Raw genomic sequence first — 16,780 nt, 5'->3', positions numbered from 1 at the left:
TGTGTTTCATCGTTTATTTAATCTGCTGTATCCGAAGCACTTCTGCGCAGCAAGAGCTGCGGCACACCGCTATCAGGATGCGGAAGCATCACAGGTTCAACACCGTATACACGTCGAATCCGATCCTCGGTTAATAACTTCGATGAAGCTCCTAATCCTTCAATCATTCCATCCTTGAGTACAAGCAAATCGTCACAAAACTGGGCCGTCAAATTAAGATCATGCAAGACCGCAATGATCGTCACACCCGTTTCTTGGCGCCAATCTGCCAGCAGTTCCATAAATTCAAGCTGATAGCGCAAGTCCAGATAGGTCGTAGGCTCGTCCAGCAGCAATATTCGTGGCTCCTGCACCATTACTTTTGCCAAGGCTACACGCTGTCGCTGTCCCCCACTCAAGCGGTCCAATGCTCTGTCCGCCAACGTGGCAAGACCCAATCGCTCCAGCACGCGATCCGTGATCGCCTCCACATCAACACCCTTTTCCCTGCCTAACCAGTCCTGATGGGGAAAACGTCCCATTTCTACGACTTCCCTGACGGTGTATCCCACTGGAGGAAGCCCTTCCTGTTGGAGTACGGCTATGAGTCGGGAAAGCTCTTTCCTGCTGTAGCTACCGACCTTTTTGCCATAGATATGAACGTTTCCCGAAGTTGGCTGATCTACACCGGAAAGCAAATGCAACAAGGTCGATTTTCCACTGCCGTTCGGACCAATAATCCCCCACCAAGTTCCTTCGTCGACGCTCCAGCTTATATTTTTTAAAGCATGGAACTCTCCATAGGCACGTGTCAGACCCACTACCTCTAATGCCCGATCACGCACCTTCTGTGATTCACTTTGTTCTGTCACAGCAGTCCCCCCCTGCGCAGCTTCTTGTTTCGGTACAGAAGATATGCGAAGAACGGTGCCCCAACAAAGGCCGTCATCACGCCCAGAGGAATTTCTGTGGGGGCTAACAATGTGCGAGCCGCCGTATCTGCCCAAGCCATAAAAACAGCTCCGCCGAGCGCAGATAATGGAACAATCATACGGTAATCAGGACCTGTCACCAGACGAATGATATGCGGTACAACGAGTCCAACAAAGCCAATCACGCCACACACCGAGACAGCGGCTGCTGTCAGCAGCGTGGAAATAATCAGAACAGATAGCTTCGTCGCATCTACATGAACTCCCATGTGCGCCGCCTGACGTTCACCCAAAGCCAAAATATTCAGCACACGTGCCCGGTTCCATAGAAATACCAGCCCTATGACCACATAAGGTAAAAGGATTCCTGTATATGACCAACCGCGCAGACTAAGACTTCCCATCGTCCAGTACAATATTTCATTGACCGTCTCCTTCGACATGGCTGTCAGAAAGGAAACAACCGCTCCCAGAAAGGATTGCATCACCACACCCGACAAAATGAGACTTTGTGTCGGAATTTTCCCACCTTCCCGTGCCAACGTCAGCACCATCCACAGCGTAAGCATTCCGGTCGTAAATGCCACTAGCGGCAGCGTCCATATGCCAACAAATGAAAATTGAAGGCCCCAATAAATCAGTACTGCCGCTCCTACCGAAGCCCCCGAGGATACCCCCAGTGTATACGGATCAGCCAAAGGATTACGCAGCACACCCTGAAATCCGGCTCCCGCCAGCGCCAGCGCTGCTCCTACCAACATTCCCAGTAACACTCGTGGCAATCTGACCTTCAAAATAATCTGCTCCGAGGATGTATTCCAATCCGGTGTAAACGTATCGCCTAACCACGGTAGGTGGTTAACCAGAATGCCCGTGATTTGGCTGACCGGAAGCTTGGCCGAGCCGATGCCAAGACAGAGCAGCAGCGTCAGCAACAGCAGGACAAGACCTGTCCCTCCAAAGCCGATCAGTTTACGGTTCATTTGAAAATTTCAGGATACACGCCCTTGGCCACTTCCTTGAGACCTTCCGTTACGCGTGGACCCGGACGACTGATCAAATTATCATCCACGGCAAATACCCGGTTGTGGCGAACAGCCGATATTTGATCCCATCCACTGCGAGCTTTAATGATATCACCGAGCGTCTGGCCCGTTTTGTCGTCCTTGACACTTTTGCTGTACAAAATCACGTCAGGGTTCGCAGCAATAATATTTTCCTCACTGATTTGGTACCACCCCTTCTGCGTGGCACCTACATTTTCGCCGCCCGCCAACGTAATCAGCTCGTCCATAAACTCGCCTTTACCCACTGTCCAGCCTGGTGAAAACTCGACGTATACCCGCAGCTTCTGCCCTTTACCGATATTTTTAATTCCTTCTTTTACTTCTGCTACATCTGCTCTCATCTTGTCAGTCACCGCTCTTGCTTCTCTCTGATGATCGGTGATTTTCCCATACAATTCGATGTTAGCCATGACATCTTCCACTGTCTTCGGTTCCGTTTTAAAAATCATAATTCCCATGTCGCGCAGCTTGGTCGTAGCCTGTTCACTAAGTGATATCCCTGCAAAAACGACTTCCGGGTTCGCAGCAATGATCGCCTCTTCGTTCGGTTTCATAATACCGCCCACTTTAGGCTTTTTCGTAGCTGCTTCCGGGTAATCAGAGTAGTCGGAGACGCCGACAATTTCCTTATCCAGCCCAATGGCGAACAACGCCTCGGTTTCTGCCGGGGAGACGGAAACGATTTTATCCGGCGCTTTTTTGAATGTAAATTCCTGTCCTGTTGCATCTTTAACTGTGAGCGGGTAAACCGTTTTGCCCGGAGGCTCTTGTGCGTTTACTGCCTGTCCCGGCTGCTGTGAAGAAGCCTGACCCTCTTTATTTTCTGCATTTTTTCCATTAGCGCCACATGCACTCAGCACAACTGCCAAAATCAGAGCCAATAGACCTGTTGTCCACACCTTTATTTTTTTTCCTGCCATGATTTGCACCCCTTCATAAATAAATCGTTAAGAGCGTTACTTGAACATCATCAGATATCTTCTAAATCTAGCCTTCTTTTCCTATCAAAAACCCCCGCATCCTCATATCAGGACACAGGGGTCACGTTAGCGCAGATCGTGCGCAGGCGGCAGCTTCTTTCCGCATGGACAGTCACTGCGAACACGTCATCCTTTCCTCGAAGGATTATGGTGACAGGCGGACGGGCAGGTATCCTGACTTATGGTAAAATACATGTCCTGAAATTCTTTCATATGCTTAGTAACATATAAAGAGGACTAACGGGCATGTTTCCATTTACAGTGGCGGGACCGCGCCGGATTCACACCGACTTCCCTTTTAACAGCGCAGGGAGGGAAACCATAGTTTCATCACGCTGCGCCGACCTCGTCTGCTGGATATTTGATGTAGTGGTAGTCAAGCCGTTCTTTTACTTGATGATTATAGGTTAAAATGAGGCGGCTTACAACCCAAACAGCCTCTTTATCCGCTGGTGTCTAACCTAATGAGGAAGCATTTCCGCTATGTAATTGTGCGGTCCTGCCAGCCTCAATTGAATCCTTAATGCTTCTCCCGGCTTCGGATTCAGACTCCAAAAATCATGGCCCGGTATCAGCATGCAAGCTAGCTGACGAATTACGCCACCATGCGTAACGACCAAAACAGAGGGCGACGTAGCAGTCAAATCCATGGGTTGAACTTCCATAGCAACACGCCATTCATACAGAGAGTCAAGAAATTTGCGCAGACGATTTACAAAATCTGTCCAAGACTCTCCACCAGGTGGGGTGATCCGTTGCGGCTCATCAATCCAAGCCCGATACAACGACACATCCTTGAGCATGTCATACGTTTTTCCATCCCACTCGCCAAAATGAAGCTCTCGCAGACATGGTTCCATCATAGGAGGCATAGTAGATAGGGAACGCCCAGACGTCAACTCTGATTCCGGCACAATGATCTGCAAGGTCTGGCGACATCGCATTAAGTCGCTGCAATAGATTCGAGCAAAGGACTGACCTTGCAATTTTTCCTGCAAAGGCTTTAATTCCTGCTCTGCCCCCGGTAGCAAACCTAAGTCGGAGTGTCCCAGATATCGACGTTCCTTGTTCCATAAGGTTGTGCCGTGACGAACTAACACGAGCTCCATATCCCAATGCAGATCTTCTTTAGCATCATACGGCACCTTATCCTCCTGTGAGTTCGGTCTTTGTGCGTATTCTACTGTCCTTTTTGCTGCTATATCTTGTTTCAAGAAATGTCACTTCCTGCTCGATCATTATTCAGTGTGTCACTCCTCACCCTCACCGCACCCATCCCAAGGCAAAACAACCTGCGGCTCCTAACAAACACAATCCTACAAACATACTGGACACGGCGAACATCAGCTGGATCGTATGCCGTATATCTTTCGACTCTAGCGGTCGTATCCAATCCCCCATGTATGCACGAAAGGAGCGCACGCCATGATACACATTATATCCTCCAAGACGAATCCCCAATGCACCAGCAACAGCCGATTCCGGGAAGCCACTGTTCGGACTTGGGTGCAGACGAGCGTCTCGCTTGACTGTGCGCCAGCTTCTTGCAGCATCTCGTTTGTACATCCACGCCGCTATCACAAGCATTGCCGCTGTCAGGCGTGCTGGAATGTAGTTAGCCACATCATCTAGACGTGCTGAAGCCCAGCCTAAATGCAGATACTTTTCATTTTTGTAGCCAACCATGGAATCGAGCGTATTCACAGCACGATAAGCCAGCGCCAAGGGTGCTCCCCCGATCAAGGCATAAAAAAGCGGGGAAATAATCGCGTCCACGATATTTTCAGCGACCGTTTCAACCGTACCGCGTACAATCTCAGGCTCATCAAGTTGCTGCGTATCCCGCCCGACTATCATGCCCAGCTCCCGCCGTGCCGCAGCCAGGTCATCCGCCTGCAACGCTCGGTAGACTGCCATTCCTGCATCCTTTAGTCCTTTGGAAGCAATCGTGGTCGCAATCAGCACTATTTCTGCGCCGACAGATAACCACGGATGAATCCAGGCAAGCAATTGCAACAGCGCCCAGGCGAGCGCAAAGGAGCCTCCCGCCACAATGAGTGGAAGCAGTATACCTGCACGTTTCAGCCCTCGGTCACTTCGGACCTGGCAGCGAATCACTTTTTCCAATGCTGAAATGGCATGTCCCATACCGATGACTGGATGCGGCAACCACCTCGGGTCACCGATCAGCCTGTCCAATAGATAGGCTGCCAGGATAATCAAGCTAACTGTCACGCCGCTCCTCCTCCTCCAGCACTTCACCCAATACAGATAGCAGCCTGTTATTGGCTTCTGCATCCTTGACTGCAATCCGAAAATGGCTCGTCGTCAGTCCCGGATACATAGCACAGCTACGTATAAGGATTCCGCGTTGTCCAAGCGCCTGCTGAATAGCTGATGCGCTCCACGTACCCGGCGCCCTTGCCAGCACGTAATTGGCTTCGCCGGGAACGACACCGCAGCCCCATTCCGCCAAGCCGGTCAACAGACGGTTGCGCTCCGCAGCAATCAGCTCCTGTGTTCGGCGCTCATATGCTTGCCCACTTTTCAGACATGCCTCCCCAGCCAGCAACGCTAACCCATTCACACTCCAGGTCACCTGTTTGGCCGTCATTCGCCGGATATAGTCCGGATGAGCAATCGCATAACCCAATCGTAGGCCAGGAATGGCATAAAATTTGGTCATTGACCGGATCAAAATCACATGAGGATAGCGATCCAGCACAGGCAGCAGTGAGATTCGCCGTTCCAGCGGAATAAAATCAATGAATGCTTCATCCACCACCAGCACAGTACCCGTTGTGCCAGCCGCCTCTGCCAGCTCGCACAGCTCCTGCTCACTATATTGGACGCCATTTGGATTATTCGGCTGCCCGAGGAACAAAACATCTACCTGCTCCATGAGCTGAAGGATGTCCTCCACGTCCGCCTTCCATTGAAGCGAGGCCTTCCCATACACCCGGTTGACCTCGGCTCCGAATTTGCCAGCCAGCTCGGCATATTCCGAAAAACACGGCTCCACTGTACCCACACGCTTAGGAGCTAGTCCCAATAACAAGAGCGCCATGCTCTCAGCCGCTCCGTTTCCGATACTTAACGACTCCGGTGGAACATGCAGTCGCCGTGCGAGCATATTTTTAAAATTCCGATGCCCAGGGTCTGGATAGCGAATCACAGTGTCAAATGGGTGTTGCAGCGCCTCAAGCACCTCAGGCGGTGGACCAAGCGGATTAATATTTGCACTAAAATCTACAAAATCAGCAGCAGTCCCGCCAAATGTCGCCGCAGCTGTTTCCCTGTCCCCGCCATGACCGTAAACCTCTATCATTGCCTCTCATCCTTTCCGCCCGTTTCCAATCATTTAGCTCCATTATGAGGCTGCTTTTTGCGTCCCGTCAATGCAAATGAGCTTTTGTACATGGCTCACTTGGGTTACAATAGAAGGAGGCACACATAAAATTACACAGTTTATATACGGAGGAATGGACATGCTGTTCATCGACAACCAGGGGATACACGATCCAGCCATTAATCTTGCTATTGAGGAATACGCGCTCAAGCATCTACCGCTGGACGACAGCTATTTGCTGTTTTACATTAATCAGCCTTCTATTATTATAGGCAAGCATCAAAATACCATTGAAGAAATCAACGCCGAGTTTGTCAGAGATAACAATATTCAAGTCGTTCGTCGCCTGTCCGGCGGCGGTGCTGTATATCATGACCTCGGTAATTTAAATTTCAGTTTTATTACCAAGGATAACGGGGAGTCCTTTCATAATTTCCTTAAATTTACGCAACCTGTGATTGATGCTCTGCGCCAAATGGGAGTAGAAGCTGAAATGACAGGCCGCAACGATCTGCAGGTCGGAGAACGTAAAATTTCAGGAAACGCCCAATTTGCCACACGCGGACGTATGTTCAGCCACGGTACATTGATGTTTAACCTGAATCTGGACAATGTGGCTGCATCACTGCATGCCAATCCCGAAAAATTCAAATCCAAAAGCACTAAATCTGTCCGCAGTCGCGTAGCTAACATCAGCGAACTGATGGACCGTGAGATGACCATAGAGCAATTTCGCGAGGAACTGTTGCGTTTCATATTCGGATCAGAATTGGATCAAGTACCTCAATATAAGCTCACCGATACCGATTGGGCCAAAATCCATGAAATATCCAAAGAACGCTACCAATCGTGGGATTGGAACTACGGTCTATCCCCCGAGAGCAATATCAAGCACACACGTAAATTTCCAGTCGGTATTATTGATATCCGCATGGATCTTAAGGAAGGCTACCTCCGTGATATTAAAATCTATGGGGATTTCTTCGGTGTGGGTGACGTTGCTGATATTGAAAATATCCTGCGCGGCAAGCGTTATGATGAAGGTGAGGTACGTCAAGCCTTATCCTCTCTCGATTTGAAGCACTATTTTGGTAATATTGAGTTGGACGATTTTGTTGGACTTGTATTTTTGGAAGACTAACCGTTACTTTTTCCCATCGTTTCAAACCAATACTTCAGTGGTTATAAGGGGACAGGCTCTTATAGGAGCCGTCCCCTTTTCATTGCGATATTGTCATTTTGAATATTATAAGATACAATTTTAGCATTGCCCCATGATAGAGATAAAGGAGAGAATACCGATATGTATAAATTAATTGCCATTGATATTGATGATACACTCATTAACGACCAAAAAGAAGTTACACCAGCGACACAACGGGCATTAGAAGCTGCTGTAGCGAAAGGTGTGGTGGTTACCCTCGCTACTGGACGAGCTTATGCCTCTGCACACAAAATTGCTCGCCAGACTGGTTTGAACGTGCCGATCATTACGTATCAAGGAGCTTTGGTTAAAAACCTGCTGGACGAAAACGTGCTGTATGAGCGTTATGTTCCACTCGTGGCTGCACGTCGTCTGTATGAATTCTGCGTGGAGCGCAATCTGCATCTACAAACGTATATTGATGACAAATTGTACACACGTGAAGATAATCAGAAAATCAAAGATTACACGGAGCTGAACAACACGGAATATTTTGTAGAGCCTGTATTCAGTAAAGTTATAGAGCAGCCGGCTCCTAAATTGCTGATTATCGACGAGCCGGAAGTGTTGGATGAATTAATTCCTGAACTTCGCGTACTGCTTGGCAATGAAGTTCACATTACAAAATCCAAGCCTCACTTTCTGGAAATTATGCACCATGAAGGCACCAAGGGTCACGCGCTTACCTTCCTTGCAAACCATTTTGGCTGTGAACTGTCGGAAACGATTGCCATCGGCGACTCTTGGAACGACCATGAAATGCTTGAATGCGCTGGTCTCGGCATAGCGATGGAGAATGCCATTCCTGATTTGAAGAAGCTGGCTGATTACATCACTCGCAGCAATAACGAAGATGGTGTTAAGCACGCCATCGACAAATTCGTACTCAATGTTGAATAAGCAAAAAGTGCCTGCTCCCATAATTCTTAAATGAAGTAATACAACAACAAAGCCTCCAAACTGTCGCATGATCAGTAACATACGACAGTTTGGAGGCCTTTTCTGTCAGATCATATAATAACCTGACCGCTATAAAATATCAGGCAGCAGAACGTAACTTACGCCTGTTCACCAAACGGATAATTCCATTGTTCATAAGGATTAGTCCGGTCACAATGAGCAGCACCCCAACCAGCATCCACCAGCTTACATGCTCTCCATACAACAACGCTCCCAAGCCCACCGCAATCGGCGGTGATATATACAGCCACGTCGTCGGAAACAGGGGATTTGTACGCTCCATGAGCCAGTAGAACAGTGTATGTGCAATCATCGAACCAAACAGGATCAGATAGAGTAAAGACCCCATGGCAGGAAGGTACTGCCACCCCTCAGAACTCCACGGTTCCGTGATCGCAGACAGTAACAGCAGCATCCATCCCCCATGGATCATTTGCGCCGCATTCAGGGCAATCGGGTTCGTTTCACGAAATACATCCATCACTCGCTTGGAATAAAGAGCTCCCCCTGAATAACACAGCTCCCCCAGCAAAATAACAAGGCATCCCGCCAGCCACAGACCACTGATCTGAACCGCCAATCCGGGCAGCACAACCAGCACCACACCAAGAAAGCTGATCATGCAGCCAACGACCGTAATCCGTGACGTTTTTTGCCGTAGCAGTACAGATTGCAAAATGACGATCATCATCGGCCCAGTAGCTGACAGAATAGCTCCGATCCCGGAGCTGACATATTGCTCTGCCCAATACAAGGCCGAAAAGGTACCGAAGGTCGTTCCTGCTCCAATCAGCAACATTTCCTTACGCCATAATAACGACCATTTCACCTTTCCGGTCAGCTTCATAGCAATAAATAATATCGCACCTGCGGCGAAAAAACGTACCCCTGCCGATAAAAACGGCGGAAGCCCGGCTTCCACTCCCACTTTTATGGCCAAAAACGTTGTGCCAAAAATAAGACACATTACTGTAAACGCGATCCCAATCATGATACGTCCCTCTCCCTTCAGTTGCTTTTAAGCATACAGGGAGACGAACAGAACAGTTGTATAACTACAGAACAGTTGTATACGTTTTTGAAGTGCTATATAGTACAATACACACAAAGGAGCGTGGATAGCATGGGTAAGAACAACAGCGAACTACTTTTTCCAGCCGATCATGCCTTAAAGCTGTATGAGCAGGTTATCCATTATGTAACTGTGCGGATCGATCGCGGGGATTGGCAAACAGACATGAAGCTGCCGTCCGTACGAAGCTTGGCTCAGGAGCTGGGTGTACATCGGCTAACTGTTTTCCGGGCATATCAGGAGTTGAAGCAACGAGGACTGGTCTATGTAAGGGACAAATCAGGATATTACGTTCATGCTTCCCAAGCGACTGGACATGCAAAATATGCTGGCTACTCGAGACATACGTCCATAGACCTCACGATTCACTCCAAATCTGCCCATGCGGCAGATGATCCGTCAGTTTCAGCCTGGAGAGGAATGGATGGACTTACCCGCGTTCAATCAGTGAATGCGAATTTCCAGTTTTCCAAAGCGCTGATTGACCCCTCTCTCCTGCCCAACCGATTTTGGGGAGAGCTGATGATGCAGGTTTTTGAAAAGCATCCGAAAGTAGCAGCCACCTATTCCGCTGTACAGGGTGATACCGAGCTTCGGGAGGCCATGGCGCAGCATTTTAGCGTGGATAAGCATTTTGCTTTATCACCGGATGAAGTGATGATTACCTCGGGAGCACAGCAAGCCATTGATTTAATTGCCCGATCTCTGCTCCATACAGGAGACCGTGTATTGATCGAACGCCCTGCTTATGGTCCTGCCATGGAAATATTCCGCAGACAAGGCGCACGTCTGACCATGACCGATATTCGACCAGAAGGATATGATATGGACCAGATTGAGTGGTGCATGAAAACGGAAAAACCACGTCTCTTTTATATGAATCCGACATTCCACAACCCGACGGGCTTTACGGTCCCCGATGAGCAACGCAAACGACTGCCTGAACTAGCCGAGCGCTACGGCTGCCTCATTGTTGAGGATGACAGCACCTATGACATCAGCTTTGGGCAAAAGCCTCCTTCTCCGATTTTCGCCTATGATGTTTCGGGAAGCGTCGTCTACATTCGAAGTTACAGTAAATATGTCGCACCCGGTCTACGAATCGCAGCCGTGACCTGCCGACCACAGCTCATGAACAGCCTGCTCAACGTCAAAGCGTTGGTGGACAATGGATCGCCACTGCTGAATCAAAAGCTATTTTTAGAATACTTTCAATCTCCACGTATGCAGCAGCATATTAAAAAACTATGTATCGCGCTCCAGATTCGTAAGGAAACGATGGAAGACAGTCTCCGCGATTCCGGTTGGACATGGACCAGCCCAGCGGGAGGACTCAACCTGTGGCTCCAGCTGCCTTCTACGTTGAAACCTAATGAATTACTTGCCAAAAGTGTACAAGAATCTGTATCCTTTGTCCCCGGCAATGTATTTGATCCCATCGGCGCAGAGGGTAAAACGCATGTACGACTGTCCTATTCATACGCCAACGAGCTACAAATCAAAGAAGGAATCTCCACCCTTCTACGTATCAGTCGAACGATGTAAAGGTAAAATGCACCTTTATTCTAACGGCAAACTCATGCAGGTGTGTGCCAAACTAATCCCTTCCAGAAGCCCATAATTGCGTGTGACATCCACATCATGGGACATATGTGTAAACACTGTGCTTTGGGGCTTAAGCCTTCCTATAAGCTCCTGTGCCTCCAGCATGTCATATACGGAGCGGGTGGCATACTCGGCCTCCTCATGATAAAAACTCGTTCCCAGGACGAGCAAATTCAGATTGTGCAAAGGCAGAATTTCCGCCTCATTTAATCCAATCGAATCCGAACAGTAGGCCCACGAGAAGCCGTCCTTTTCCAGGCGATAAGCGTAGGCATATCCGTTCTTCCCGTGATTCACACGCCATCCCCGGATATTCCACCCGCCAAGTTGGGCTCCCTGATCTACTGGAATAAGATCCAAATTTCCAGAGAGCCAGGAAAATTGCCGCAAGATCGTGTCGATCACTTCCTGTGGCGCGTACAATCGACCTCTGTTCCCAGTCCAGCGACAGGCATCTGCCCATTCTGGTAATCCTCCAATATGGTCAAAATGTGCATGTGTCACAAGGATCGTAGGGATAAAACGCAGATCGCGTAATTCTAGCTGTCTGCGCCAGTCCGGGCCACAATCAATCATAAAGTCCTCCGTCTCGCTTTCGATCAGCACAGACGATCTCAATCTTATGTTCGCCCCTGTCGTGCGAGCTTCTGTGCATACGAGACAATCACAATATACACGCGGAACCCCCATTGCATCCCCCGTGCCAAGAAAAATAAGCCGATTCATGGTTTAACTCCTATCTATTTGGGTCTTTTTACTACTATTATAACGAACAAACCGATTCTACGTAAATCATCTGCGTAAATCCTTCCAGCGTCCAACGCCAAAAGGAGCATGCCCAAAGCCGTGAAATCAGGCTAGACATCCCCCCAAGCGTGATCATATATATTTGAGAATTTTGCAAAAGCCTGATTTTTAAATGATGATAGGCATGGGATCTTCCTTCAGGCGGTTTTCCACCATCCAGCTGGACTGGTCATTATATAGATAGGCTCGATGCACCAACACTCGCACCTGCTGACCAGGTTCCAGCGTAGACTTCTCCAGCGAACGGTACGTCATGAGACGATGGTCCCCAACTTGTACTTCAACCATCCACTCACTTCCACGAAAATGCAAATGCTTCACTACGCCTTCCTCGGTCGCCGACAGAAGCGTAAATTCCTCGCTTGGCCCGACATCAATATACTCCGGACGGATCAAGGCACGTGTTCCCACTCCAGCAGCTTCTTCGAAGCCTTTGAGACTGCCTGCCTGTTCAATCACCGTAGATTCCCCAATGAAGGAAGCCACGAACGGGGTACCCGGTTTTTTATAAATATCCCAAGGCGTTCCCTTCTGCTCCAGTCGTCCCTGATTAATCACCATAATTTCATCCGCTACTTCAATCGCCTCATCCTGATCATGGGTGACAAAAATTGAAGTAATGCCCACCCGCTCAATCAACTCTCGCAGCCAGGTGCGCAGCTCCTGACGAATCTTGGCATCAATAGCTGCAAAAGGCTCATCCAACAGCAGCAACTGGGGCTCTGGTGCCAAAGCACGTGCAAAAGCAACTCGCTGTCGCTGTCCACCTGACAACTGATGCGGATAACGGTGCTCAAATCCTTTAAGCCCCGTTAGTTCGACCAACTCTGTGACCCGTTCCTTGATGCGGGTTTTGGAGCTTTTTTTCACTTTCAGACCAAAGGCAATATTGTCGTAGACGCTCATGTGCTTGAACAAAGCATAGTTTTGAAATACAAATCCGATTCCACGTTCCTGCGGGGACAGCTCGTTTACCCTTTTTCCATGAAAATGAATTTCTCCCGCATCCGGTTGCTCCAGACCCGCCAAAATGCGAAGAATGGAGGTTTTTCCCCCACCACTTGGACCGAGTAAGCCAATAAGATGGCCTGCCTGAATATCAAAAGATACGTCCTTTACTGCATGAAAATTACCGAAATGCTTGTTTAACCCTCTTACTTCCACATGCATATCCGTACACTTCCTTTCCGCTTCTGGACCTGTTCAGGAACAGCAGCAGCCTTGCTTACCGCAAAGCACGTACCTCATTTGAAACCATTTAATTATTCCAATGCATATACTATGTTTTTTCTTATGTGATACTTTATCAAAGGAAAGTAATTTTCGTCAACTCTATATATTATATTAGGAATTAAAAGGGTAAAGTATTAGGAAGAAAGGAGATGGAGTTATTGTTGCATACTTTAGAATTATCCACTACACGGCGAGATGAAATTCGCGATATTACACGAGAGGTTGCTTCATTGATCGAAAAAAGCGGGGTACAACAAGGAACCGCACTTGTTTATTGTCCACACACGACAGCCGGCATCGCCATTAATGAAAATGCAGACCCAGATGTCAAACATGATGTGATGTTAAGACTAGATGAAGTCTATCCGTGGGAGCATCCCCAATATCGCCATATGGAGGGAAATACAGCGTCCCACCTCAAATCGATCACGACAGGCCCCTCACAAACGATCATCATCCATGATGGAAAGCTGTTGCTCGGACGATGGCAGGGACTTTATTTTTGTGAATTCGACGGACCACGCAGACGCCAATACCATGTAAAGATCATGAAGGGCTGACGGAAACGGGTAAAAAAACAGACCATGATGTTTTCCTACTGGATGCATCATCGTCTGTTAAATTCTTAGTCGCTTTCGCAAAGTACCGTAATGATAAGTCACCGTCATGAAGTGCATACACCCAGAAAAGCGCCCTACATGTTCATGGCTGCAGTGTGTGAATGCAGGTACGATCATAGGTGTCTGCACAGCAGCTTTACATGTGCTAAAGCAGCGGGCCTAATTTCTTCAAATGTTAAACCGTCCTGAATATAAAATGATACAAAGCCATGCATGGATAAAAACAGGCTTTTCGGTACCCTTGAGCAATCTTCCTCCGAATGCCCCTGACCACTCAATTCTTGTCGGATCATGGACGCAAATAGTTCCACACAACGGTTTTGCTCTGTGCGACAGTATGCAAATAGTTCTTCATCGTGCATCATGAACATAATTTCGTACTGATATGGATTTTCCAAACCAAAACGGATAAATTCCAGCATCAAGTACTCCAGCCTGCTCAAGCCATCATCAGGCGTACCTGTTGCTGCTTGCAGTAGAATCCCACGCAATGTATTAAAATCTTCAATTACAATGGCATAGAACAGTTCAGCCTTCTCTTTAAAATGATAATATAACGAACCATGACTGTAACCCAGATGCTGGCCAATGCTGCGCATTGAAATCGCACGGTAGCCCTTGGTAATAAACAAGTGCCTAGCCGCTTCCAGAATCCGCCCTCTTGACAACTCCTGTTCTACTGCTCTTCTAGCCATATTATTTATTCCCCTTCAATAAAGTAAAGCTGCTCTCCCTCCGACACAAGCGATTGCCCCTGCGTCAAGTCTGTTATCCAGTTGCTGAAGGATTCCGCATCACCAGCCAGCGGCAGACAGGTTAAGGTAACTTTATCCGTAAACATTGTTTCTCCAGTGCGGATGCTGCGATTGCGTAATTCATTTTCCACTTTGCCCAACCAGGTATAATCCAATTCTACAAAAATTTCACGATGCAGCACACGTGTAATTGCATCCCCTGCCTCGATTGCTGCAACAGCACCATCTGAATACGCGCGAATCAGACCGCCTGCTCCCAACAAAATCCCACCAAAGTAACGGGTAACAACAATAGCGACATTTTTCAGCTTCTGGTTGCGGATCACCTCCAAAATAGGCTTTCCAGCCGTACCACTCGGTTCTCCGTCATCCGATTGCTTTTGAATCTCGTCTCTTTCCCCAATCATGTAAGCAGAACAATTATGGGTAGCGTTCCAATGCTCTTTTTTGATGCGTTCTATGAAAGCAGTTGCTTCTTCCTCAGTTTGAACAGGTTGAATATGGCCGATAAAACGGGATTTTCGGATTACAATTTCCTTGTTGCCGGCACCGCGTACGGTTCGGTATTGTTCCAACATACACGTATAACCTTCCTTACTTCATTTTACAAGAAAGCAGTCCCCCGCTTTTGGCAGCTGGTGAACTGCTTTCCTGTACTTTAATTGCTGCTATACACTATAACACTTCTGACCGAAATCCTGTTTCGCATCAGAGATTACAGCACTCTTATTCAGACAATCTCGCTTCAAGCTCAGCTTTTTCTTTTTCGAAGCCTGGTTTACCGAGCAGCGCAAACATGTTCTTCTTGTAAGCTTCTACGCCCGGTTGATCGAACGGATTTACACCCAACAGGTAGCCGCTGATGCCGCAAGCTTTTTCGAAGAAATAAGCAAGATAGCCGAAAGAATAAGGGCTTAAGTCAGGAATATTTACAATCAAGTTCGGTACTTGTCCGTCTGTGTGAGCCAGCAATGTACCTTGGAATGCTTTTTTGTTTACAAAATCCACAGTTTTGCCTGCCAGGAAATTCAGTCCGTCCAGATCATCCTCATCTGCTTCGATGGTGATGTGACTAGGTACATTTTCTACTTGGATTACCGTTTCGAAAATGTTGCGGCTGCCTTCCTGAATGAATTGTCCCATGGAGTGCAGATCTGTCGAGAAATCAACAGAAGCAGGATAAATACCTTTGTAATCCTTGCCTTCGCTTTCTCCGTACAACTGTTTCCACCACTCGGATACGAAATGAAGGGATGGCTCATAGTTTACGAGAATTTCAATTGCTTTACCTTTGCGGTACAAAGCGTTACGAACGGCTGCATATTGATAAGCCTCGTTCTCAGCTACATTCGGGTTACTGTACTCTTTGGAAGCGTCTGCCGCCCCCTGCATCATTTCCTCGATGTTAATGCCTGCAGTAGCGATCGGCAACAAGCCTACTGCTGTCAGCACGGAGTAACGACCACCCACATCATCAGGAATAATGAAGGATTCGTAGCCTTCTTCGTTAGCCAGTTTTTTCAAAGCGCCACGTTCTTTATCCGTCGTTGCATATATACGCTTGCGTGCTTCTTCTTTACCGTATTTTTTCTCCAGAGCTGCACGGAATACGCGGAATGCGATCGCTGGCTCTGTTGTCGTACCTGATTTGGAAATGACGTTCACAGAGAAGTCTTTACCTTCAATCAGTTCCAACAGATGATTCACATATGTAGAGCTTATGTTATTACCAGCAAAATAGATAGCTGGACCCTTGCGTTGATCTTTAGGTAGCGCATTGTAGAAAGAATGCGACAGCATTTCGATCGCAGCACGTGCTCCAAGGTAAGAACCACCGATACCGATTACAATCAGTACTTCGGAATCACTTTGAATTTTAGCAGCAGCCTTTTGGATGCGCGCAAACTCTTCTTTATCATAATTGGTAGGCAGGTCAATCCACCCCAAGAAATCGGAACCTACACCGGTTTGGTTGTGCAATTGCTCATGAGCCAGCTTGATGGGCTCTGCAAAATAATCAATTTCGTGCTGACCTACAAAGGAGAGCGCTTTAGTGTAATCAAAAATAACTTTTTTAGACATGTTTGGAACCTCCTGTTTGGTATTACTAAGACCATGAATACGAACATAAGGACTTAGGAATAGGATACTTTAATTTGCGGGGCCTGACAAGCTTGCGTTACCTGTGTATCCTGTACTTGACAGCCCCTCCTGTAG

Annotated in this window: 16 protein-coding genes and 1 riboswitch; of the genes, 4 read left to right on the top strand and 12 right to left on the bottom strand. The window is 47.8% G+C overall.

All coding sequences use genetic code 11. The features are described 5' to 3' along the window. Positions 1 to 17 precede the first annotated feature (17 nt). The 6 genes from MKY16_RS07050 to cobD all read right to left on the bottom strand — a co-directional run bounded on the left by MKY16_RS07050 (position 18) and on the right by cobD (position 6,286). Positions 18 to 851, bottom strand: a complete 834-nt coding sequence (locus MKY16_RS07050) for an ABC transporter ATP-binding protein (RefSeq protein WP_340931689.1) — start codon at positions 849 to 851, stop codon at positions 18 to 20. Next, entirely contained in the window at positions 848 to 1,894 is a 1,047-nt protein-coding gene (locus MKY16_RS07045) for a FecCD family ABC transporter permease (protein ID WP_029516390.1), read from the bottom strand. Before MKY16_RS07045 ends, MKY16_RS07050 begins: the two co-directional genes overlap by 4 nt. Next, positions 1,891 to 2,898: an ABC transporter substrate-binding protein gene (locus tag MKY16_RS07040; RefSeq protein WP_029516389.1), complete on the bottom strand. Its 1,008-nt coding sequence runs from the start codon at positions 2,896 to 2,898 to the stop codon at positions 1,891 to 1,893. The genes MKY16_RS07045 and MKY16_RS07040 overlap by 4 nt, the downstream gene beginning before the upstream one ends. Positions 2,899 to 3,105: 207 nt before the next feature. Further along, a riboswitch (cobalamin riboswitch) is annotated at positions 3,106 to 3,297 on the bottom strand. Positions 3,298 to 3,419: 122 nt separating this feature from the next. Further along, positions 3,420 to 4,172: a histidine phosphatase family protein gene (locus MKY16_RS07035; protein ID WP_029516388.1), complete on the bottom strand. Its 753-nt coding sequence runs from the start codon at positions 4,170 to 4,172 to the stop codon at positions 3,420 to 3,422. 49 nt (positions 4,173 to 4,221) lie between these two features. Further along, the gene (gene cbiB, locus MKY16_RS07030; protein WP_318626864.1) at positions 4,222 to 5,193 is read right to left on the bottom strand and encodes an adenosylcobinamide-phosphate synthase CbiB; all 972 of its coding nucleotides are present in this window, start codon (positions 5,191 to 5,193) and stop codon (positions 4,222 to 4,224) included. Further along, positions 5,183 to 6,286: a threonine-phosphate decarboxylase CobD gene (gene cobD, locus MKY16_RS07025; RefSeq protein ID WP_340954802.1), complete on the bottom strand. Its 1,104-nt coding sequence runs from the start codon at positions 6,284 to 6,286 to the stop codon at positions 5,183 to 5,185. Before cobD ends, cbiB begins: the two co-directional genes overlap by 11 nt. 160 nt (positions 6,287 to 6,446) lie before the next feature. Between cobD and MKY16_RS07020 the strand changes: the two genes are divergently transcribed. Both MKY16_RS07020 and MKY16_RS07015 read left to right on the top strand, forming a co-directional pair. Then, positions 6,447 to 7,448: a lipoate--protein ligase gene (locus tag MKY16_RS07020; protein WP_340954799.1), complete on the top strand. Its 1,002-nt coding sequence runs from the start codon at positions 6,447 to 6,449 to the stop codon at positions 7,446 to 7,448. 162 nt (positions 7,449 to 7,610) lie between these two features. After that, the gene (locus tag MKY16_RS07015) at positions 7,611 to 8,411 is read left to right on the top strand and encodes a Cof-type HAD-IIB family hydrolase (RefSeq protein WP_340954796.1); all 801 of its coding nucleotides are present in this window, start codon (positions 7,611 to 7,613) and stop codon (positions 8,409 to 8,411) included. Between the two features lie 139 nt (positions 8,412 to 8,550). Here the strand turns inward: MKY16_RS07015 and MKY16_RS07010 are convergent, their stop codons facing one another. Beyond that, positions 8,551 to 9,462, bottom strand: a complete 912-nt coding sequence (locus tag MKY16_RS07010; RefSeq protein ID WP_029516383.1) for a DMT family transporter — start codon at positions 9,460 to 9,462, stop codon at positions 8,551 to 8,553. A 132-nt stretch (positions 9,463 to 9,594) separates the two neighbouring features. Here MKY16_RS07010 and MKY16_RS07005 point away from each other — a divergent pair, with 132 nt between their 5' ends. Then, positions 9,595 to 11,088: an aminotransferase-like domain-containing protein gene (locus MKY16_RS07005; protein WP_318626867.1), complete on the top strand. Its 1,494-nt coding sequence runs from the start codon at positions 9,595 to 9,597 to the stop codon at positions 11,086 to 11,088. A gap of 15 nt (positions 11,089 to 11,103) precedes the next feature. Here the strand turns inward: MKY16_RS07005 and MKY16_RS07000 are convergent, their stop codons facing one another. After that, on the bottom strand, positions 11,104 to 11,874 hold the full coding sequence (locus tag MKY16_RS07000; protein ID WP_340954793.1) for an MBL fold metallo-hydrolase: 771 nt from the start codon (positions 11,872 to 11,874) through the stop codon (positions 11,104 to 11,106). A 189-nt stretch (positions 11,875 to 12,063) separates the two neighbouring features. Further along, the gene (locus MKY16_RS06995) at positions 12,064 to 13,125 is read right to left on the bottom strand and encodes a sulfate/molybdate ABC transporter ATP-binding protein (RefSeq protein WP_029516380.1); all 1,062 of its coding nucleotides are present in this window, start codon (positions 13,123 to 13,125) and stop codon (positions 12,064 to 12,066) included. A gap of 221 nt (positions 13,126 to 13,346) precedes the next feature. Here MKY16_RS06995 and MKY16_RS06990 point away from each other — a divergent pair, with 221 nt between their 5' ends. Then, complete coding sequence (locus tag MKY16_RS06990) at positions 13,347 to 13,748, top strand: secondary thiamine-phosphate synthase enzyme YjbQ (RefSeq protein WP_029516379.1); 402 nt, start codon at positions 13,347 to 13,349, stop codon at positions 13,746 to 13,748. A gap of 173 nt (positions 13,749 to 13,921) precedes the next feature. On the opposite strand, the gene MKY16_RS06985 is transcribed toward MKY16_RS06990, so the two are convergent. From MKY16_RS06985 to MKY16_RS06975, 3 genes are all read right to left on the bottom strand, one after another. After that, on the bottom strand, positions 13,922 to 14,503 hold the full coding sequence (locus MKY16_RS06985; RefSeq protein WP_029516378.1) for a TetR/AcrR family transcriptional regulator: 582 nt from the start codon (positions 14,501 to 14,503) through the stop codon (positions 13,922 to 13,924). A 5-nt stretch (positions 14,504 to 14,508) separates the two neighbouring features. Next, positions 14,509 to 15,141 carry a YigZ family protein gene (locus MKY16_RS06980; RefSeq protein WP_340954791.1) on the bottom strand — a complete coding sequence of 211 codons (633 nt, stop codon included), beginning with the start codon at positions 15,139 to 15,141 and terminating at the stop codon, positions 14,509 to 14,511. Between the two features lie 148 nt (positions 15,142 to 15,289). Beyond that, complete coding sequence (locus MKY16_RS06975) at positions 15,290 to 16,645, bottom strand: glucose-6-phosphate isomerase (RefSeq protein WP_013369975.1); 1,356 nt, start codon at positions 16,643 to 16,645, stop codon at positions 15,290 to 15,292. Positions 16,646 to 16,780: the final 135 nt, after the last annotated feature.

Source organism: Paenibacillus sp. FSL L8-0641, assembly GCF_038006265.1.
Taxonomy (GTDB): domain Bacteria; phylum Bacillota; class Bacilli; order Paenibacillales; family Paenibacillaceae; genus Paenibacillus; species Paenibacillus polymyxa_D.
This window is presented reverse-complemented; position numbering and strand designations above follow the sequence as displayed.